Source organism: Mesorhizobium sp. WSM4307, from assembly GCF_007003945.1.
In the GTDB taxonomy this organism is placed as follows: Bacteria; Pseudomonadota; Alphaproteobacteria; order Rhizobiales; family Rhizobiaceae; genus Mesorhizobium.
The window spans coordinates 276718-295823 of sequence record NZ_VFTB01000006.1 but is presented as its reverse complement, the minus strand read 5'-3'; the positions used below and the strand labels follow the sequence as shown (position 1 = coordinate 295823).

Below are 19106 nucleotides of genomic sequence, written 5' to 3'. Positions count from 1 at the left end.
GATCATCCCTTCTCGCCGGTGAGCAGGATCTGCAGCTTGACGTCGTCCGGATTGCCCTGGGCAGCGCGCTCGAATGCCTCGATGCTGTCGGCGAAATCATAGGTGCCGGTGATCAGCGGCTTGAGGTCGACCTTGCCGGAGGCGATCAGCTGCAAGGCGCGGTCGAAGATGTTGGCGTAGCGGAACACCGTCTCGATGCGCACCTCCTTCGAGATCGCCGCCGGCACGTTGAGGGCCACCGGTTCCACCGGCAGGCCGACCAGCACCACCGCGCCGCCCGGCCGCACGACATCGAACAGATCGGCGAAGGCCTTCGGGCTGCCGCTGGCCTCGAAAACGATATCGGCACCCCACTTGTCGGTCGCCGCCGCGACCGCCTCGGCCAGCGACTGCTCGCCGATATTGACCGGCACGATGCCGGCGTACTGCGCGGCGATCTTCAGCTTGGGCGCGGAGAAGTCGGAAATCAGTACCTTCGAACACCCGCCAGCCAGGGCGGCAAGCGCGATCATGATGCCGATCGGGCCGCAGCCGACGACGACGGCGACATCGCCGGGGACGATGCGGGCTCGGCTTGCCGCCTGCATGCCGATGGCGAAGGGCTCGACCATGGCGCCCTCGGCGAAGGAGACATTGTCCGGCAGTTTGTAGGTGAAGGCGGCGGGGTGCACCGCATAGGGCGCCAGCACGCCATGCACCGGCGGCGTCGCCCAGAAACTGACGTCGGGGTCGACATTGTAGATGCCGAGCTTCATCGCGCGCGACGACAGGTTCGGCACGCCCGGCTCCATGCAGACGCGGTCGCCGACCTTGAACGTCTCGACATTGGCGCCGGTCTCGACGACCGTCCCCGCGGCTTCGTGACCGAGCACCATCGGCGCGCGCACGACATAGCTGCCGATGGCGCCATGCGTGTAATAATGCACGTCGCTGCCGCAGACGCCGACCGTGTGGATGGCTATCTTGACGTCGTCCGGTCCGACATCGAGCGGCAGCGCGATCTCGCGCAGCGACAGTTCGCCTTTTTTCTCAAGCACCAGTGCCCGCATCGGGAAATCCTCACATCAAGTCTTTTTTTGCCGGAAAACGGAATTCAGGAAGCCGTTGAGCACGCCGAGGAACAGCAGCGGCGGCAGCGACAGGAGCACGACCGAGGCGTTGAGAATGCCCCATGGCACGTTCATGCCTTGCTGGGAGAGTTCGGACGCGACGATCGGCAAGGTCTTGGCGTTGGAGCTCGACAGCATCAGCGCGATCAGGAATTCGTTCCAGACCAGCACGAAGCTGAAAGCGACCGCCCCTGCCAAGGAGCGGGCGGCCACCGGCAGCGCGATGCGCCAGAACACCGAATAGGCGCCGTAGCCGTCGACGAAGGCGGCTTCCTCGATCTCCTTCGGCACGCTCTGGAAGGCCGGGATGGCGAGCCACATAATCACCGAGATGGTGAGCAGCGAATAGGTGATGATCAACGCCGGCAAAGTGTCGTAGAGGCCGACCTGCAGCCAGATCACCATCAGCGGGATGGCCACCGCCACCGGCGGCAGGAAGCGCAGCGACAGGACGAAGAACTGAATGTCGCCGGCCCAGCGGTTGGGATAGCGCGCCACCGCGTAAGCCGCCGGCAGACCGAGCACGACGCCGATCAGCACGGCCGACCCGCAGGCGACGACCGAGTGGTAGAGCCCGGTCAGCACGCTGTCTCGGCCGATGATATAGCCGATGTTGGCAAGCGTCGGCGTGAACACCAGGCGCGGCACGCGGGTGATGATGTCGACATTGTTCTTGAGCGCATTGAGCGCCGTCCACAGCAGCGGGAACACGGCCAGGAACCCAGCCAGCGCCAAAATGGCCTTGCCGATCAGTCTGCCGGGCCTCATGCCTGCACCCGCTTCCACAGCATGGTGAAGGTGATGACGGTGGCGATCATCATCAGCACGGCCATGGCCGAGGCGTATGAAACCTTGCCGGATTCGATGAAGCCTTGCGAGAAAGCGTACATGTCGAGCGTCTCGGTCGCAACGCCCGGACCGCCGCGGGTCATGACATAGATCAGGTCGAAGGAGCGCAGCGATTCGATCATCTTGACGAACATCAGGCTGATCAATGGCGCCTTCAGCATCGGCAAGGTGACATAGGCGTGGATCTGCCAGCGTCTGGCATGGTCGAGCCGCGCCGCCTCGATCGGCTGCGGCGGCAGGGTTTCGAGCAGTTTCAGCACGATGACGGCGAAGAACAGCCCCCATTGCCAGACATCGACCGACGCAACGGCGAACAAAGCCGTCGCCGGCTTGGACAACGGGTCGAAGATCAGCCCGCCGGTGACGAGCCTGTAGGGATAGGTGGCGATGCCGTAGAGCGGGTGATAGGCGAACTTCCAGACGAAGGCCGCCGAGACGCGCGGCAACAGAACCGGGATGATGAAGAGCAGGCAGTAGACATTGCGCAGGCGTGGGCTGGCGACCTCGAACATCAGCACGCCGAGCCCGATCGCCACCACCATGGTGGCGACGACGGTGACGATCTCCCATTTCACCGACACCCAGACCGCGTTGAGGAAGCGGCGGTCGAGGAACAGGTCGACGAAGTTCGACAGCCAGACCCAGGAATAATCGGGCGTGCTCAGCTCACGGTTCTGCAAGGCGATGACGATGGCGTAGAGCGTCGGCACCATCGACAGCACCAGAAGGATGGCGATGGTCGGAACGACGAAAGTGACAGGGAGCGACGTGCGTCGGGCCATGGGCATCTATCCTCGCTTGCGTCTCGGTCGTGTCGGCATGATTTCCTCATTGGGCAAAGTCCCCGCGGCGCGCAGGTCCTTGGCATTGCGGACAATGCCGCGGACCGCGCGCCACGGGCGGGAGGATGCCCTACTTCTTCTTGGCCAGCTCGGTGGCATAGGCATCGAGCTCGTTGAGGCCGCCCTTGATGTCGGTGCGGGTGCCCGTCACCAGTTCCTCGAGAATGATGCCCCAGCGGTCGCCGAGATCGGGCCAGCGCGGATCCTGCCAGAAGTTGACCGCCGTGGCCTTGCCGGTTTCGGCCAGCGCCTGGCCGAGATCGGCGCCGTAGATGTCGGCGAACTCCTTGCTGGCCAGGATGCTGGTGCGGTTCAGCTCGCCGAACTGGTGGGCGTCGAGCCGGCGCTTCTCGTTTTCCTTCGATGTCGCCCAGGCGATGAACAGGCCGGCGCATTTCTTCGAGGCATCGTCGGCATTGGCCTTCGCCGCGATGGCGAGGCCATGGCCGTAGCCGCCGCCGGGCAGCGGCGAGGGCGGCGGCAGGAAGCCGATCTTGCCGACCACCTGCGAGGTCTTCGGATCGACCGCCATGCCCGACAGCGGCGTCGATTCGACGAGGATGGCGACCTGGCCCGACAGGAAGGCGCCGGTCGATTCATCCCAGCTGCCGGTCTGCGTGCCGGGTGCCGAATCCTTGAACAGCTTGAGGTAAGTCTCGGTCGCCTTGACGGCGGCGTCCGAATTGAAGACCGGCTTGTCGCCATCGAACCACTGGCCGCCATAGGCCTTGAAGAACGGCATCCAGCGCCAGACATTGGCGCCCGAGCCGCGTGCGCCGCGCAACGCGATGCCATACATGCCCTTGTCCGGGTTGGTGAGCTTCGGCACGTCGGCGATCAGTTCGTCCAGCGTCTTGGGCGGCTGGATGCCGGCGGCCTCGAGCACGTCCTTGCGGTAGACCATCAGGTCGCCGCCGCCGGTCAGCGGCGCGAACCAGACCTTGCCGTCATAGGTGGCGACCTTCTGGCGGCCGGGGTCGAAGTCGGCATAGTCATAGTCAGCCGGGTAATAATCGGTCAGCGGCACGATCCATTTCGACGAGGCAAACAGCGCGACATTGGCTTCGTCGACATAGTAGACGTTGTAATTGCCGACGGTGGACGCATCGGCGCGTGATTTCGCCCGGCGGTCGTTCTCGTTGAGATAGTCGATCTGGAAGCCGGCGCCGGCAAGCTTCTCGAACTCGGCCTTGGAGTCCTCCAGAAGCGTCAGGCCGTCGCGCGGCTGCGCCAGCACCTTGACCGGCGCGGAGCAGACCGGCGCCTGCGCCAGCGCGATGGTTGATACGGTAGCGGAAAGCATGAAAGCTGCGCCCAAGCCCGCAGCGAGCCGAATTGGTTTCATTGATTTTTCTCCTCCAGGAACATTCGCAGGAAGCGCAAGTCCTCGGGCTCCGCGATCCTCACCATCGCCCGAGCGACAAGCCACCCATCGCCAAAATGCGGAGTTCAACCGGGCCAAGCTAGAAGCCCCGTTGCAGCAAACCTGTACTTTTATGCATTGTGCAGCGCAAAATCCGGTACTCTGCAACGAAGTCCGTCACATGAGTATCGATCGCGTGAAAGCCGCTGATTTAGCCTGTGCTTATGCGCGCATCGTCAGGCGCTGGCGCGACAGCTTGCGATAGGAGGACGGCGTCATCTTGTGCCTGCGCAGGAAGGCGCGGTTGAAGTTGGAGATGTTCATGTAGCCGACCTGGAAACAGATGTCGGTGATCGCGACATCGGTGTCGGCCAGGAGCTTGCAGGCCTGCCAGAGCCGGAGCTTGGCGAGGTGGTCGCTGAAGGAGTTGCCGGTGTTCTTCTGGAAGAAGCGCGAGAATGTGCTCTCGCTCATTCCGGCGCGTTCGGCAACGTCGGGCAGCTTCAGATCCTCGGCGAAATGCTGGAACAGATAGGTCAGGGTGCGCTGAATGATGTCGAGCGAGGCGGCGTCGAGAACCGGCGAGAAATCCGGCGACGACAAGAGCTCGTATTCGTCGGTCCTGGCCAGAAGGTCGACCAGTTCGAGGAACAGGCAGAGGCGGGCGAGCCCATGCACGGTTCCCATCCGCTCCATCAGTTCGGCGCCTTCCAGTGCCGTGCGGCCGTGAAAGACCATGCCGCGCAGCGAGCGCTCGAGGAACGGCTCCAGTTCGCGCAGTTCCGGCAGCAGGCCCGCCGAGCCGCGCAGCCTCTGCGCATCGAATTGCAGGACGATGTCGCGGCCTTCGATCAGCTCGCCCGACTGCACCGCCGTTACCCAGTCGTGCGGCAGGCCGCCGCCGACAATGGTCAGGTAGCCCGGCCCGAATTCGCCGATGTGATCGCCGACCAGGACCACGCCGGAGGATTTCCGCAGCAGGTGGATTTCGTATTCCGGATGGAAGTTCCAGACATTGCGTTCCCAGGGATAGTCATCCAGCCGCCACAGGAAACTGTCGCTCGCTTCGGTAACGATGTGCTCGAAGGCCGGCGCCGTGCGCGGAATCGCGGCCGTGTTCTTTCGCTGCCTGAACGCCATCCATTCCTCCCGGCGGGTTCGCCGGCTGCCGGTCTCCACGGCAATCCCTAACAGCCAGCGGCCGGCAAGGGAACGAGGCTGCGGCACCCCCTGGAATGGCGCTGGCTCAATCGGTGCCCGCTCCTCCTCCCTTGCCATCATGTCGCATTTCGTTCAATAGACGGCGCAAACGCCGCGAAACCGAAGGTTTTGCCGTTTGCAATGCGGCTTCCGGCCTTATGCCGATGCGCCGCAACCTTGAAAGAGCGGAACAATGTCTGCGATCGAAGCCGGCGCTCGCGCGCCGGAAAGTCTTTGGCGTCAGGAAATCAGGGCGACGCTGGCGCTCGCCTGGCCGATGGTGCTGACCAATCTCGGCCAGACCGCGATGACGGCCACCGACGTCATGATGATGGGCAGGCTCGGGCCGGACACGCTGGCCAGCGGCGCGCTCGGCGCCAACCTCTATTTCATGCCGCTGATCTTCGGCCTCGGCCTGATGCTGGCGACGTCGCCGATGATCGCCACCGAGCTTGGCCGCCGCGGCCATTCGGTGCGCGACCTGCGCCGCACCGTGCGCCAGGGCCTGTGGCTGGCGATCCTGATCTCGATGCCGATCTGGATCGTGCTCTGGCATGGCGAGGCGATTCTGTTGGCGATGGGCCAGGAGCCCGCGCTGGCGCACCAGGCCGGCATCTATCTGCGCTGGCTGGAATGGGCGGTGCTGCCTTTCTACGGCTATATCGTGCTGCGCTCGTTCATCTCGGCGCTGGAGCGGCCGGGCTGGGCGCTGATCATCGTCTTCGTCGCCGTCGCCTGCAACGCGCTGTTCAACTGGGTGTTCATGTTCGGCAATCTCGGTGTCCCGGCGATGGGCATTGCCGGCTCGGGCCTTGCCACATCGCTGTCCAGCACGCTGATGTTCATGGGCATGGCTCTCGTGGTGATGCTGGAGAAGAAGTTCCGGCGCTACCGCCTGTTCGGCCGCTTCTGGCGGTCCGACTGGCCGCGCTTCAAGGGCCTGCTGCGGCTCGGCCTGCCGATCGCCGGCATCCTCGCCTTCGAGGTGACGATCTTCAACGCGGCAGCCCTTTTGATGGGCCTGATCGACGCGGATTCGCTTGCCGCGCATGCCATTGCCATCCAGATCGCCTCGATCTCCTTCATGGTGCCGCTCGGTCTCAACCAGGCGGTGACGGTGCGCGTCGGGCTTGCGCATGGCGCCGGCAATCCGGAAGGCGTGTCGCGTGCCGGCTGGACCGCCTTCGTCATCGGCGTCTCGTTCATGGCGCTGATGGGGCTGGTGATGGTGCTGTGGCCGCATCTGCTGATCAGCGCCTTCATCGATCTCGCCAACCCGGCCAATGCCCGGGTGATCGCGCTTGCCGTGTCGTTCCTGGTGTTTGCCGCACTGTTCCAGGTCTTCGACGGCGCGCAGGCGGTCGCCGCCGGCATGCTGCGCGGCTTGCACGACACCAAGGTGCCGATGATTTACGCAGCGATCGGTTATTGGGGCGTCGGCCTGCCGCTCGGCGTGCTGCTCGCCTTCCATTTCGGCTTCCAAGGCGTCGGCATCTGGATCGGCCTGTCATCGGGGCTGGCGGTGGTGGCGGCGCTGCTTCTGGCGCGCTGGCTGCGCCGCGACCGGATCGCACCGGCGCTGGCGTTCGGGCATTGAAAGCAGCAATCGCCAACGGTCGCCATGTCCCGACATTGTGGCGGCCGCTCGGTTGCCTGTCGTTCTAAAATACCCCACCGATGCCAATTCCCCCGCTAATGTCGGGAGGTGGTGCGGCAGGCGCACGGCTGGCGCGGGGTTTCTTCGCTGACTGCGCCTTTGACCGGTTTCCTGAAGACGTGCTCTCGTCCGAAACCAGTTTCGTTCTGGCTGGATCCTTGTTTTTCTTGACGATGACGGGTTGCCTGCACACGCGCCCGGATTGCAGGAAGAGGTCGCTCAACAATTCGAATGTCGGGTCGGTCGACACCGCTGGCTGCTTGCGATTGCGATAGTAATCGGTCAACGCGCGTACTGAGCCGCTGCCCCAGTCGCCATCCACGTCGAGCCGATAGCAACCGAGCCGGCGCAACTCTGTTTGAACATTGCGCGCAAGGCTGTTGTCCTTATCCACTTGTCCCTGTCCGTCCGGGGTGCCGACAATCAGGGTTTTCAGCCCCGACACGACATTCTGCCGGTCGTCGGCAATGTTACTGGGCGGCGACAGGCTGGCCACCTTTGTCCCGCTCGCGGAAGGCGAGGGCTCGACCTGCTGGCCGGAGATATCGACAGAGCGGAGCGTCTGGCCAACGATCAGGACCGCCGTCTGAAGGTCGTAAGAAGCCAGTTCCTGTACGAGCTTCTGCTTGGCAGCCGGATCCGAGAGAATTTGCGACAGGCTCGCGCTCAATTGCGCCGGATCAAGTGTCTGCTCCTCGGTGAAATAGAACTGCTCGCGCAGATTCGACTGATCCCAGGGCACCTGCCTTCCGACGGTCAGGGCCTCGGTTTCGTTGCGGACGCGAATCATCATGTCCGAAACGCTCAGTCCCGGAATCTCGATATTGTGCACAAGCGCGGTCGTGAACGGGCTGTTCTGTCCGCCACCGTCCACGGTTATGTTGCCCGGCTGGGTGGCGAACGCGATGAAACTGTTTTCGCCAATGTCGACCTGCGCCAAACCCGCGCTTTGTGCGCCGGCGGCAGCTACCGGGTTGTTGCGGCAGGCGTCGAGGAAAATAAAGGTCTGACGGTCGCGGCTGGCAAATTTGGTCATGATATCGTTGAGTTTGACTGAACTCGCCTGAAGCTTGTCGATACTTTCGGCATTGGCATCGGTCGGCACCAGATAGTTCTCGCCCTGAATCTGCACGCCGTGACCGGCGTAGAAGATCAGAACCGCATCCGCCTTCGACAGTTTGGCGGCCGCATCGGCAAACAGCTCGTCGAAACCGGCGTACGAAAGGTCCGTGCCTGTCACAACGTCGAAGTGGAGCCTCTTGAGCGTCTCCGATAAGACGATTGCGTCATTCGAGGCATTGGCAAGATGTGGAAGCCTGTCGTTGTGGTAGCTGGAGTTGCCGATGACGATCGCCAGTCGATTGTGATGCGGCGGCGCCGCGTTGCCTTCCACGGCCGCGCGGGCAGAGGACAGCATCATCAGCAGCAGCACGGCAAGGAGTGCAAAAGAGCTGCGTTGATAGGTCATATCGGCAGCTCCTTCGCCCATAGGCGCCTCAATCCGCTGCGGACGCGATTTTTACATCAAGGATCGTTTCAAAGATAGGAAAAAGGGATTTACATGCGCCTGGTTCGATATCCGGGTAGCAACGGTGGAGGACAAAATGCCGGGCAAAATCAACCTTGCGCTGCCGGTTTACGGGGCAGCCTACAAGAGCATCTTCGTCCGCAGCCTGTTCGCAACGCTGACCCACAAAAGTCTGTCCGGCTACGCGTTCAGCCTATCGGAAATTGAATATACCGACATTCCGTTTTCCCGAAACTACCTGCTGACGAACTTCTACTACAACAAGCCGGATTGCAGCCACATCCTGATGATCGACAGCGACATGGGCTTCTCGCCCGGACTCATCGGGGCGATGCTTGAGTTGAACAAGCCTGTGGTCGGCACATTATATCCTCGCCGCGTGATCGACCTTCAAAAACTCCACGCCCTCTCGGCGCTTCCCTTCGAAAAAGCCTATGCGCAAAGCCTGGAATTCCTTGGAACCGTCACCGAACCCCGGCAGGAAATGGGCGGCTTTGTCCGGGTGGAGTCATGTGGCACCGGCATTTTTTTGGTGTCCCGCGACTGCATAGGAGAGATGATCGAGAAACTGCCTGAAGCGATAAATCGGGGCCGCTACAGAAACAACAAACACACCGCCCGTTTCGAGAATTTCCTAACGCTGTTCTCGAAGATCGTGACGCCGGACGTCGACCTTCCCACCGATTTTTCCTTCTGTCATCGCTGGGTCAAGCAATGCGGTGGCGAGATATGGGCTTGTTATGACCGCAAGATCGCACATGCCGGAGACATGACCGTCTCGGCCGCTTACTCTGATCTCTAGAGCCTTTTTTACGCAATTCGGGCGTAAAGGCTAGGGCGAAGTCGCCGAGCCTAGCCCGTTACGCACTTTTCCCGGAATTGCTCTAGATATCATATTCCGGAGCGTTGACGCTCCAATAAAGTCGCTTCAAGTCTTGAGCAGTGGCCTCGCGGTAACAATAGCCCGACAATTGCCGAAGGCGCGGCGCCAACTCATTGCCGTAAATCAGCGCACCGCGTACAGTTACGCCGCTTACGCCGCTTACGCCGGGTCGCCGATGCGATTTTGACCGGCCTATTGTTACTGATGTCGATTTTCATCAGGCGGGGGTGAAATGCGCATATCAAACAGAGCTTGTCAGTTGGCTGGCGTTTCGCTGCTGGCGCTGACGGCGGCATTTGTCTTCGAGGTATCTGACGCGGCGGCCTGCACCGCGACCCCGGACAGCACCACGACAACAACCGGCTCAGGCGTTGCAACCGTAAACACGACAGACACGAAGTCGGTCACCGTCGAGTGCAGGACGACGGGAGACTCTCAGGACGTCGACGGCGTGTTCACGACCCGGTTCACCGGGTACACCGGACTGGACAACAGCTCGTCAACCGTCATCGTCCACGACTACGACGGCAACGGCGATGACGTCGTGAATATTTTCGGCGGCATCATAACCGACAGCGCGGATTCGACGCCGGTCGTCAGCGGTCTTCCGCCGATAACGACACCGGTAACACCCTCTCTTGAACCCACGATCGGAACCATCGAACTGCTCGGCGGAAACGACCGGTTTCTGATGTCTGACGGCGATTACCTGGGGGATCCGTTCGCACCCGACGTCCAGGCCAATCTCGACACCGGCGCAGGCGACGATTCGGTCACAATCGAGAGCGGCAGGATTCTCAACATCGAGCTTGGGGACGGGGCCGACACCGCAACCATCACCGGCGACCGTACGACGGTCGGCGATGTAGACGGTGGCGCGGGCCAGGACAGGATATCGGTTGGCGTCGCGATCACCGGCGGCACCGCCGTATTCAGCGCGCCAACCACCGGACTCATCTCAGGCGGCGATGGCAACGATACCGTCAGCATCGGCGGCGGCAATGTCGCAGGCGTCGACGGCGGCGCCGGAAACGACACCATCGAGGTCGACGGCGGCACCGTTGCCGGCAACGTGGACGGCGCCGACGGCAACGATACGGTCACGGTCACCGGCCTCGCTGCCATTGACGGCAATATATTCGGCAACGCCGGCAACGATACCGTCAATATCAATGGCGGCACCGTCGGGACGACCGCCGAGCCGGCCGATGTCGACCTCGCCGACGGTTCCGATATTTTCAATATGAGCGCGGGTCACGTCACCGGTTCGGTTTTGGGCGAAGGAGGCGGCAACACCTATGACGTCAGCGGCGGCACGATCGACGGTTCGATCTTTGCCGGTAGCCAGGCCGACAAGGTGACAATCTCCGGCACTGCCCATATCGGCGTGGATCCGGGCGACGACGGGACAGGAAGCGATTCGGTCGGTCTCGAAGGTGGCGACGACAACTTCACCATGACCGGCGGCACGCTCGCCGGCGGCGTCAGCGGCGGCGACGGCACCGATACGCTGGATATCAGCGGCGGCAGCATTGCCACCTACGTGAACGGCGGCGCCGGAAACGACGTCATATCCCTTACGAACGGCGCAATGGTGGGTGGCGATGTTTTGGGAGACGATAACGACGCTGAAGCCGGCAACGACACGGTCACGATCGACGGCGCCCGGGTCAACGGCTTCGTCTCCGTTCTCGCTGGAAACGATACGATCATCTTCAAGAGCGGCACGATCGGCACGGCTGCGGCGCCGAAGGGAATCGACCTGGGCGACGGCGCCGACATCGTCCAGATGAGCGGTGGCACGGTTAACGGCAATGTCGGCGGCGGCGCCGGAAACGATGCCGTCACTGTTTCTGGCGGCACCGTCAACGGCAATGTCACCGGCGATGGCGGCGACGGCGACAGCATCGCAATATCCGGCGGCACGATCAACGGCAACGTCGACGCCGAGACGGTCGGGCTGACCGGCGGCGCGGTCAATGGCGGCATCAATGGGCAGCACGTCGAACTGCATGGCGGCACGGTGACCGGCAATGTCAGTGGCATCGGCGCAGACACGCTAGTCATCGACAATATCGGCGCGATCGATCCCTTGAACCTCGCCAACGGCGTCACCTTCAGCGGCATCGGCGCCAATGCCCAAATCAGCGACGTCGACCTTGCCGCCGGCGGCAGCAAGACCGAGAATTTCGTTGGCTTCGACAATGTCGCGTTAAGCAACGCGACGCTCGCCTTCGCACCCGGCACGACGCAGCAGATCAACAATCTGCTGCTCGGCCCCGGCTCGACCCTTTATGCCCCCGGCAACATTACCTTGACCGGCGCGATCACCGCCACGAACGCGACGATCAACATGATGAACGGCACGGCGGGTGATGTCCTCACATTGGGCGGCATCACGCTCAACAACTCGACAATCGCGTTGGATCTAAACCAACAGACGGGGCAGGCGGATCATCTGGTCGCCGCGGCATTTGCGGCAACCGGGGCAAACGTCGTCAACGTCAATCTGATCGGAGCGCCGAATTTCACCGGCCAGACCGACATTCCGATCATCGTGTCGACGGGCGCGCCGGTGACGGGCACCTTCACCATAACCGGCATCCCCGGAACACCCGGCGCCTTGTTCACCTATTCCGTACTGGAGGCGCCGGACGGCTCCCTGTTGATCCGGGCAACGCCCGCCGGTTTCGGCATCGCCACGGCGCCCGACAGCGCCGTCAACGCCAGTATCGTGGACGTTGCGGTGGACGCGCTCTACGGCATCAACAAGGATGCGCTGGACGCGGACCTGGCATTGGCCAACGGCTCTGCGAGAATCGCGATCTCGCCGTCCTTCGGCGTGTTCGCGTCGGGCCAATTCGCGCATACCGAGCATGATGGCTACGATGTTTCAGACGGCGGCTTCAGCGGCGTCGGCCCGACTTTCGGCGCCGACGATTTCTCGGCCGCCATCAGCCTGGATTTCAATGCGGCGAAGCATTTCGGCTTCGATACCAAATACGGGCTCAACCTCGGCCTTTTCGCCGGCTACGCCTCCACCGATGTCGGGCTCGATCCGTTCCAGGGCTTTGTCGACATTGGCGGCGGCAGGAACCGCAGCGGCATGTTCGGCGGCTATGCGCTGTTCCGCCAGGACTACAACTACGCGCTGGTGTCGGCGTCGGCGTTTATCGGCAACACGGATGTGAGTAACGGCGTGCTCGACACGACCGGCAGCTACGATACGCAAGGTTACGCCGTCACGGGGTCGGTCGGCCACATCTTCAGGCTCGGGGACCGCACACGGTTCGACCTTCGCGGTGGACTGCTCGGCGTCACCTTCAAGGGGGATTCGTATACGGACAGCGGCGGCAACGAATTTGGCCAGAGCAGGATTTCCTTCGGTGCCGTGCAGTTTGCGCCCGGCATCTATGGTGATTTCAAGCTGGAAAACGCCATGGTCTTCAGCCCCTACGCGCGGTTGGAACTGCAGCAACGGTTTGGGGCGAAGAACACCACGGAAATCGACACAAGAAAGGTAAACTTCGATGACGCCGACTTTTCGGCCGCGCTGTCGACCGGCTTCAACCTGAAGATGACGGAAGCCACGACACTGAACGGCGAAGTGCGGGGAAAGTGGTCCACCGACAGTTCAACGCTCGGCGCCAAGCTCGGCCTCAAAGTAGCGTTCTAGAGCAATTCCAGCAAAAGGGCGCAGCGGTCAGGCTCGGCGACTTCGCCGTAGCCTGCCGAGAGCGGCCAGGCGCCGGCCCCAATCGGCATGGCGCGGGCTGAACTCCGTGCCGTTCTTGCTGCTCCACAGGCCGCGGCAGCCATGCATAGCCACGACCGCCGGAAACGGCCCTTGCCCTTGCGGCTTGAACAGCATTGCGTCCAGCGTCGCCGGCACGTTCTTGCCGTCGGCCGCTATGCTGACGCGATCGGGTTCCTGGGAGGTTGCCGCGGCCGGCTGTGTCATCCTAAAGGCAAAGAGGCCCGCGGGAGCGACACGATATTTCGCCTGCATCGCCAGAGCCCCTCCCTCCCGAAGCCGTTGCGCTCACCTTGAAGCGCGGCACGGCCTACCGCAAATCAGGGTTGCGTGGTGAAGACAGGGAAACCGACCAGGCCAAAGCGCAAGATCGGTCGAGCGTGACATATCTGGTAGCGCCTATCTGGTGCTGCCACGGAGGAAGAGACGGTGAAGGCGTCCGTTGAAAACTATCATGCCCGGATGCAGCGGGTGCTGGACCACATAGACCAGCATCTGGACGGCGATCTGGGCCTGGAAGCGTTGAGCGGCGTCGCGGCGTTCTCGAAATTCCATTTCCACCGGCAATTCATGGCCACCTTCGGGCTGTCCGTGCATCGCTACGTCCAACTCGCCCGCATGAAGCGCGCTTCGCACAGGCTTGCGGCGAGCGATGCCCAAAGCGTCACCGATATAGCGATGGATGCCGGGTACGACGCACCGGATGCCTTCGCCCGCGCCTTTCGGCAACGGTTCGGACAGTCGCCTTCGTCGTTTCGGAAATCTCCCGACTGGGGGGCGTGGCTCATGGCCTTCGGGCCTTTCGACAAAGCAAGGAACACGCTCATGCAGATCATCTTTGACCACGACGACGTGACGATCCGCGATGTACCGCCCATACCGGTGGCGATCATGGAGCATCGCGGCGACCGGGCGACACTCCAGGACACCATCCAGCGGTTCATCGCCTGGCGCAAGGCCGCGGGCTTGTCGCCCGAGACAAGCCCGACCTTCAACGTCTTCCGTTCCGAAAGGGAGCCCGCGATCGCGGCCGACTACAGCATGGACATTTGTGTCGGGACCGATCGGCCGATCGATGAGAAGGACGGGCAGATGAAGGCCGGCGTGATCCCCGGCGGACGCTGCGCGGTGCTGCGCTACCCCGGCAACACCAACAATCTCGAACCCGCAGCACTCTACCTTTATCGTGAATGGCTTCCGGCCAGCGGCGAGGAAGTGCGGGACTTTCCGGTCTATTGCCAGCGCTGGCTGTCCCGCCTCGCGGAGGGCCCGCTGCACGAAGTGGTCGTCGAACTCTTCCTGCCTCTGAAATAGCGAGTGGGATAGCGGCTTGTCCCTGCTGATCGCGAGAAGCGGACAAGCCCGTTGTCCACTCCATCTCGGTTATTCCGCCTGGACCTAGCGGACCGCCGCGCGCTTTTCGAGCGAACGGGCATATTGCGTCAGCGGGAAGCACATGAGGAAGAAGATCAGCGCCACCAGCCCATAGACCTTGAACGGCTCGAAGGTGGCGTTGTTGATGGCGTTGGAGGTCCGCACCAGTTCCTCGAAGCCGATGATCGAGGTCAGCGCGGTCGACTTGATCAGCTGCACCAGGAAGCCGACCGTCGGCGCGCGGGTGATCGAGAATGCCTGCGGCAGGATGATCAGCCTGAGCTCCTGCAGATAGTGCAGGCCGAGGCTGGCGCCGGCGTCCCACTGGCCGCGCGGCAAGGCATCGACGCCGGAGCGCCAGATCTCGGCGAGATAGGCGCTGGCGAAGAAGGTCAGGCCGAGCACCGCCGCGGTCCAGGGCTCGATGCGCAGGCCGAGCATCGGCAGACCGAAGAACATCAGGAACAGCTGCATCAACAGCGGCGTGCCCTGGAACAGGGCGATGTAGCCCGAGGCAAGGCGCCGCCTCCATTTATGCTTGGAGATCCGGAAGAACAGCACCGCCATGCCGATCAGCGCGCCGCCGACAAAAGCGGCCAGCGACAGCAGCACCGTCCAGCGTGTGGCCAACAGAAGGTTGCGCACGATGTCCCAGAAAGTGAACTCGATCATGATACGCCCGCTCCGAGCGCGCGGCGGCCGCCGGTGACCAGAAGCCGGCGCAAGGCCATCGACATTGCGAGGTAGACCAGCGTCACGACGAAATAGGTCTCGAAGGACCGGAAGGTGCGCGCCTGCAGCATGTCGGCCTCATAGGTCAGCTCGCGCACCGCGATCTGCGATACAACGGCCGATTCCAGCATCATGATGACGATCTGGCTGGTGAGCGCCGGATAAATGATCTTGAGCGCCTGCGGCAGCACGATCTTGATGAACACCTGCCGAGGCCTGAGCCCCAAAGCCAGGGCGGCTTCCGTCTGCCCGCCCGGCACGGCATCGAGCCCGGCGCCGACGATCTCGATCGTAAAGGCCGCCATGTTGAGCGTCATCGCCAGCATGGCGGCCAGGATCGGGTCGAGCCTGATGCCGAGGCTGGGCAGGCCGAAGAAGATGAAGAACAGCTGCACCAGGAACGGCGTGTTGCGCATCACTTCGACATACCAGGCGATGGCGTGACGCAGCAGCGCGGGGCCGTTTCGCCGTCCGGCGGCGCCCAGGATGCTGAGCAGCGTCCCCGCCAGTGTGGTCACGGCGATCAGCAGGATCGTCGTGGCCGCGCCGTGCGCGATGTCGCCTAAAGCACCCGGGAGCCAGGCAAAGGCCACGGGGGCTCAATCCTTGAGGTTGTCGGGATTGAGCGGCGTCTTCAGCCAGGCTTTCGAGCTTTCGTCCAGCTTGCCGTCGGCCAGCATCTTGGCGATGGCGTCGTTGACCGCCTTCTTCAAGCCGTCCTCGTTCTTGTTGAGGCCGATATGCGAGGGCGAGGTCAGCAGCTGGAACTTCTGCTCCGGCTTCAGCGCATCCTGCTTGGCCAGCACCTGGGCGCCGACATCGTTGCCGACGACCATCAGCTGGGTCTGCCCGGAGATGAAGGCCTGGATGACCGAATTGTAGTTGTCGAAGCGCTTGATGTCGGCCGAGGCCGGCGCGGCCTCGGTCAGCGAGGTGTCCTCAAGCGTGCCGCGATTGACGGCGATCGACTTGTCGGCAAGGTCTTCCTTGCCTTTGACCGACATCGCCGCCGGACCGATCACCGCGATGTAATAGGGCGCGTAGGCGGCGGCGAAGTCGATGACCTGCTCGCGCTCCTTCGAGTAGCCGACGCTCATCAGTATGTCGACGCGATGGTCGTTGAGATAGGGGATGCGATTCTGGCCGGTGACGGCGACCGGGTTGAGCTTCACCTTGAGCGTGTCAGCGATGTATTGCGCGACATCCATGTCGTAGCCCTTGAGGCTCATATCGGCGCTGGCCGAGGAGAAGGGTGGGAAGTCGGCGAAGACGCCGACATTGATGGTGCCGGCCTTGGTGATGTCAGCGAGAGCATCGGCATTGGCGGCCTGGGTGGCGAGACCGAGGCCGGCCCCGAGCACCAGGACGGCGGCAATGGATGATTTCAGTGTCGAGTGGATTGTCATTTTTATTCCCCTTCTGGAAGCTTTGATTGTTTGAGGCGGCTGCCGGCTCCAGCGCGGCGGCCGCCTTTCGTTTCAGGTGTCAGGTGCCCTTGCCCGTGATGGCCGGGCTGAACACCATCAGGCTCAGGATCTCGAACAGCACCTGGGCGCCGGCATGCGCGGTGTTGGTGGTGGCGTCATATTGCGGCGCCACCTCGACGACGTCGCCGCCGACGATGTTGAGACCCTTGAGACCGCGCAGCAGCTCGAGCACTTCGCGTGTCGTCAGCCCGCCGACTTCCGGCGTGCCGGTGCCGGGCGCGAAAGCCGGATCGACGCTGTCGATGTCGAAGGAGACATAGGTCGGCCCGTCGCCGACGATCTTGCGCGCCTTCTCGATGATGGCTGGGATGCCTAGACCGGTCACCTCCTCGGCGTGCACCACGGTCATCCCGGACTCGTAGGTGAACTCCCACAGATATTCGGCCGAGCCGCGAATGCCGATCTGGATGGTGCGCGTCGGGTCGAGTACACCGTCGAGCACCGCGTTGCGGAACGGCCCGCCATGGTGGAACTTGGTCATGTCGAACAGCCCACTGGTGTCGCAATGGGCGTCGATGTGGATGAGGCCGACCGGCGCCTTCTTGCCGACGGCCTTCAGGATCGGGTGGCTGATCGAATGGTCGCCGCCAACAGACAGGGGAAGCACGCCGGCATCGACGATCTGGTTGGTGCGGCGCTCGATATCCTCATGGCTGGTCTCCAGCCGGTAGCGGCTACGGAACGGCGTGTCGCCGATATCGGCGACGCGAAGCTCGTGCGTCGGCGCGCATTCCAGCACATGATTGTAGGGGCCGATGCGCTCGATGGCGCGCAGCGCCCTCGGCCCGAAGCGCGAGCCCGGCCGGTTGGTGACGCCCAGATCCATCGGCACGCCGATGATGGCCACCTGCAGGTCGCCGAAATCCGGGTTCTCTGCAGCGATTTCGCGATAGGGCGCGGCGAGGAAGGTCGGGATGCCGGAATAGGGTGCCAGTCTTGTGCCGCTCTTGGAGAAGATCTTGTCGGCGACCTTGCGGAATTTCGGGTCGAACATCTCGCCGCCATGGCTCTCGCCATATTTGCGGCGCAACGCGTCGAGCTTGCCGCGATCGTAACCCATATCCGCTCCTCCTGGGCTGATGCAGCGCGGCCGTCGACGATCTCAAACGAACTGACCGTCATCCGGCCGGGGTCGCTGTCCCGCTGGCTGTCTGCAGATTTCACGTCTTGGTGTTATTTCGTGCCGAAGTGTCCGGCAGCCCGATTGAAAAAGCAATTGATATTGTTAGGGTGTTTTCTGTGAGAAAATCTCACAAAGAAGTCGGGCATCCATGGTCAAGCGCCTGCCACCCCTGAACCCGCTGCGCGCCTTCGAGGCAACCGCGCGCCATGGCTCGCTGACCAAGGCGGCGAGTGAGCTGAATGTCACGCATGGCGCCGTCAGCCACCAGATCAAGGCGCTGGAGCATTCGCTCGGCGTCAAGCTGTTCGAGCGCGTCGGCCAGCGCGTCAGGCTGACGCCGCATGGCGCGGAGCTGTTGCCGGCGGTATCGACAGCCTTCGACGGCATCGCCGCCGCCACGCAGCGGCTGACGCGGCCGGCCAGCAGCGGCGCGCTGTCGGTGTCCTGCGTGCCGGCATTGCTGCTTTTGTGGATGACGCCTAGGCTCGGCAGCTTCACCGCGCAATATCCCGACATACAGCTGACGCTGATCCCGTCCAACGACCCCAGGGATATCCGCGCGCCGCACATCGATGTCTGCGTGCACTATGGCGATGGCAGCTGGGCCGATTGCTGGATGCGCAAATGGTCGGGGCTGGAACTGTTTCCCGTGGTCAGCCCGACCTTGATCAACAACCGGCCGATCCGCAGCGTCAGGGACCTGGCCGACCATGTCTTCCTGCATGGCGATGACGGCCGCGAATGGCACACCTGGCTGGCGGCCGCCGATGCGCTGGACCTGGAGCGCGGCCGCCGCCATCATCTGGGCGATGCGCGCATGGCGACCGAGGCGGCGGTGCACGGCCACGGCGTGGCGCTTGGCGATTCCGTGACGGCAAGCGCGCTGCTGGCCAGGGGCATGCTGGTCGCGCCGTTCAGCCTTTCGGTGCCGGCGGTCGACGATTTCTACGTTGTCTGCCGCAACGAAATGCGCACGACGCCGATCGTGCAGGTGTTCATCGACTGGCTGTTCGCCGAGAAGGCCGAAGATGACGGCCGTGCCGACGCTCCGGTCGCCGGCCGTATCATCAGCCGCCGCAAGCGTCCGCAACTCAAGGTCATCGGCGCGAAGACGGCCGGCTGAGAGCGACTGCTCAAGGCCATGCGCAGGCTGTTCTTTTTGTCGGGCCAGCCTGAAAGCGGGCAGCGCTCTGGCCAATTCGATG

At 63.1% G+C, this 19106-nt stretch carries 16 protein-coding genes; 5 read left to right on the top strand and 11 right to left on the bottom strand.

What is annotated here, in order from left to right:
• Window positions 1-2: 2 nt before the first annotated feature.
• The 5 genes from FJV83_RS16695 to FJV83_RS16675 form a co-directional block, all read right to left on the bottom strand.
• Window positions 3-1049 carry an NAD(P)-dependent alcohol dehydrogenase gene (locus FJV83_RS16695; protein ID WP_142885776.1) on the bottom strand — a complete coding sequence of 349 codons (1047 nt, stop codon included), beginning with the start codon at window positions 1047-1049 and terminating at the stop codon, window positions 3-5.
• 15 nt (window positions 1050-1064) lie between these two features.
• Window positions 1065-1877, bottom strand: coding sequence for a carbohydrate ABC transporter permease (locus tag FJV83_RS16690; RefSeq protein ID WP_142885777.1), 813 nt, complete (start codon window positions 1875-1877; stop codon window positions 1065-1067).
• Window positions 1874-2740 carry a sugar ABC transporter permease gene (locus tag FJV83_RS16685; protein ID WP_095773214.1) on the bottom strand — a complete coding sequence of 289 codons (867 nt, stop codon included), beginning with the start codon at window positions 2738-2740 and terminating at the stop codon, window positions 1874-1876. Before FJV83_RS16685 ends, FJV83_RS16690 begins: the two co-directional genes overlap by 4 nt.
• Before the next feature lie 130 nt (window positions 2741-2870).
• A complete protein-coding gene (locus tag FJV83_RS16680) occupies window positions 2871-4103 on the bottom strand; it encodes an extracellular solute-binding protein (protein ID WP_245318139.1) in 1233 nt (410 codons plus the stop codon).
• Between the two features lie 282 nt (window positions 4104-4385).
• Complete coding sequence (locus FJV83_RS16675; protein ID WP_095773432.1) at window positions 4386-5303, bottom strand: AraC family transcriptional regulator; 918 nt, start codon at window positions 5301-5303, stop codon at window positions 4386-4388.
• A 253-nt stretch (window positions 5304-5556) separates the two neighbouring features.
• Here FJV83_RS16675 and FJV83_RS16670 point away from each other — a divergent pair, with 253 nt between their 5' ends.
• On the top strand, window positions 5557-6960 hold the full coding sequence (locus tag FJV83_RS16670) for an MATE family efflux transporter (RefSeq protein WP_142885778.1): 1404 nt from the start codon (window positions 5557-5559) through the stop codon (window positions 6958-6960).
• 64 nt (window positions 6961-7024) lie between these two features.
• On the opposite strand, the gene FJV83_RS16665 is transcribed toward FJV83_RS16670, so the two are convergent.
• Window positions 7025-8488 carry a caspase family protein gene (locus tag FJV83_RS16665; RefSeq protein ID WP_142876756.1) on the bottom strand — a complete coding sequence of 488 codons (1464 nt, stop codon included), beginning with the start codon at window positions 8486-8488 and terminating at the stop codon, window positions 7025-7027.
• 136 nt (window positions 8489-8624) lie between these two features.
• Between FJV83_RS16665 and FJV83_RS16660 the strand changes: the two genes are divergently transcribed.
• Window positions 8625-9350 (top strand): hypothetical protein, encoded by a 726-nt coding sequence (locus FJV83_RS16660; RefSeq protein ID WP_142885779.1) that lies wholly within the window; start codon window positions 8625-8627, stop codon window positions 9348-9350.
• Window positions 9351-9690: 340 nt separating this feature from the next.
• Window positions 9691-13107 carry an autotransporter gene (locus FJV83_RS16655; RefSeq protein ID WP_185973366.1) on the top strand — a complete coding sequence of 1139 codons (3417 nt, stop codon included), beginning with the start codon at window positions 9691-9693 and terminating at the stop codon, window positions 13105-13107.
• Window positions 13108-13134: 27 nt separating this feature from the next.
• Here the strand turns inward: FJV83_RS16655 and FJV83_RS16650 are convergent, their stop codons facing one another.
• Window positions 13135-13440, bottom strand: a complete 306-nt coding sequence (locus tag FJV83_RS16650) for a hypothetical protein (protein ID WP_246691874.1) — start codon at window positions 13438-13440, stop codon at window positions 13135-13137.
• 174 nt (window positions 13441-13614) lie between these two features.
• Between FJV83_RS16650 and FJV83_RS16645 the strand changes: the two genes are divergently transcribed.
• On the top strand, window positions 13615-14499 hold the full coding sequence (locus FJV83_RS16645) for an AraC family transcriptional regulator (RefSeq protein ID WP_142885781.1): 885 nt from the start codon (window positions 13615-13617) through the stop codon (window positions 14497-14499).
• An 84-nt stretch (window positions 14500-14583) separates the two neighbouring features.
• Here the strand turns inward: FJV83_RS16645 and FJV83_RS16640 are convergent, their stop codons facing one another.
• The 4 genes from FJV83_RS16640 to speB all read right to left on the bottom strand — a co-directional run bounded on the left by FJV83_RS16640 (window position 14584) and on the right by speB (window position 17838).
• Window positions 14584-15231 (bottom strand): amino acid ABC transporter permease, encoded by a 648-nt coding sequence (locus FJV83_RS16640; protein WP_142885782.1) that lies wholly within the window; start codon window positions 15229-15231, stop codon window positions 14584-14586.
• Window positions 15228-15884, bottom strand: coding sequence for an amino acid ABC transporter permease (locus tag FJV83_RS16635; RefSeq protein ID WP_142885783.1), 657 nt, complete (start codon window positions 15882-15884; stop codon window positions 15228-15230). The genes FJV83_RS16640 and FJV83_RS16635 overlap by 4 nt, the downstream gene beginning before the upstream one ends.
• 6 nt (window positions 15885-15890) lie before the next feature.
• Complete coding sequence (locus FJV83_RS16630) at window positions 15891-16697, bottom strand: transporter substrate-binding domain-containing protein (RefSeq protein WP_095793950.1); 807 nt, start codon at window positions 16695-16697, stop codon at window positions 15891-15893.
• Between the two features lie 79 nt (window positions 16698-16776).
• Complete coding sequence (gene speB / locus FJV83_RS16625) at window positions 16777-17838, bottom strand: agmatinase (RefSeq protein ID WP_095773222.1); 1062 nt, start codon at window positions 17836-17838, stop codon at window positions 16777-16779.
• Window positions 17839-18049: 211 nt separating this feature from the next.
• Here speB and gcvA point away from each other — a divergent pair, with 211 nt between their 5' ends.
• Complete coding sequence (gene gcvA, locus FJV83_RS16620; protein WP_095773223.1) at window positions 18050-19024, top strand: transcriptional regulator GcvA; 975 nt, start codon at window positions 18050-18052, stop codon at window positions 19022-19024.
• Window positions 19025-19106: the final 82 nt, after the last annotated feature.

Coding starts and splice junctions, on each gene's coding strand:
- FJV83_RS16695 (WP_142885776.1), bottom strand. CDS start 1,049: ATGCGGGCACTGGTGCTTGAGAAAAAAGGCGAACTGTCGCTGCGCGAG.
- FJV83_RS16690 (WP_142885777.1), bottom strand. CDS start 1,877: ATGAGGCCCGGCAGACTGATCGGCAAGGCCATTTTGGCGCTGGCTGGG.
- FJV83_RS16685 (WP_095773214.1), bottom strand. CDS start 2,740: ATGGCCCGACGCACGTCGCTCCCTGTCACTTTCGTCGTTCCGACCATC.
- FJV83_RS16680 (WP_245318139.1), bottom strand. CDS start 4,103: ATGCTTTCCGCTACCGTATCAACCATCGCGCTGGCGCAGGCGCCGGTC.
- FJV83_RS16675 (WP_095773432.1), bottom strand. CDS start 5,303: ATGGCGTTCAGGCAGCGAAAGAACACGGCCGCGATTCCGCGCACGGCG.
- FJV83_RS16670 (WP_142885778.1), top strand. CDS start 5,557: ATGTCTGCGATCGAAGCCGGCGCTCGCGCGCCGGAAAGTCTTTGGCGT.
- FJV83_RS16665 (WP_142876756.1), bottom strand. CDS start 8,488: ATGACCTATCAACGCAGCTCTTTTGCACTCCTTGCCGTGCTGCTGCTG.
- FJV83_RS16660 (WP_142885779.1), top strand. CDS start 8,625: ATGCCGGGCAAAATCAACCTTGCGCTGCCGGTTTACGGGGCAGCCTAC.
- FJV83_RS16650 (WP_246691874.1), bottom strand. CDS start 13,440: ATGCAGGCGAAATATCGTGTCGCTCCCGCGGGCCTCTTTGCCTTTAGG.
- FJV83_RS16640 (WP_142885782.1), bottom strand. CDS start 15,231: ATGATCGAGTTCACTTTCTGGGACATCGTGCGCAACCTTCTGTTGGCC.
- FJV83_RS16630 (WP_095793950.1), bottom strand. CDS start 16,697: ATGACAATCCACTCGACACTGAAATCATCCATTGCCGCCGTCCTGGTG.
- speB (WP_095773222.1), bottom strand. CDS start 17,838: ATGGGTTACGATCGCGGCAAGCTCGACGCGTTGCGCCGCAAATATGGC.
- gcvA (WP_095773223.1), top strand. CDS start 18,050: ATGGTCAAGCGCCTGCCACCCCTGAACCCGCTGCGCGCCTTCGAGGCA.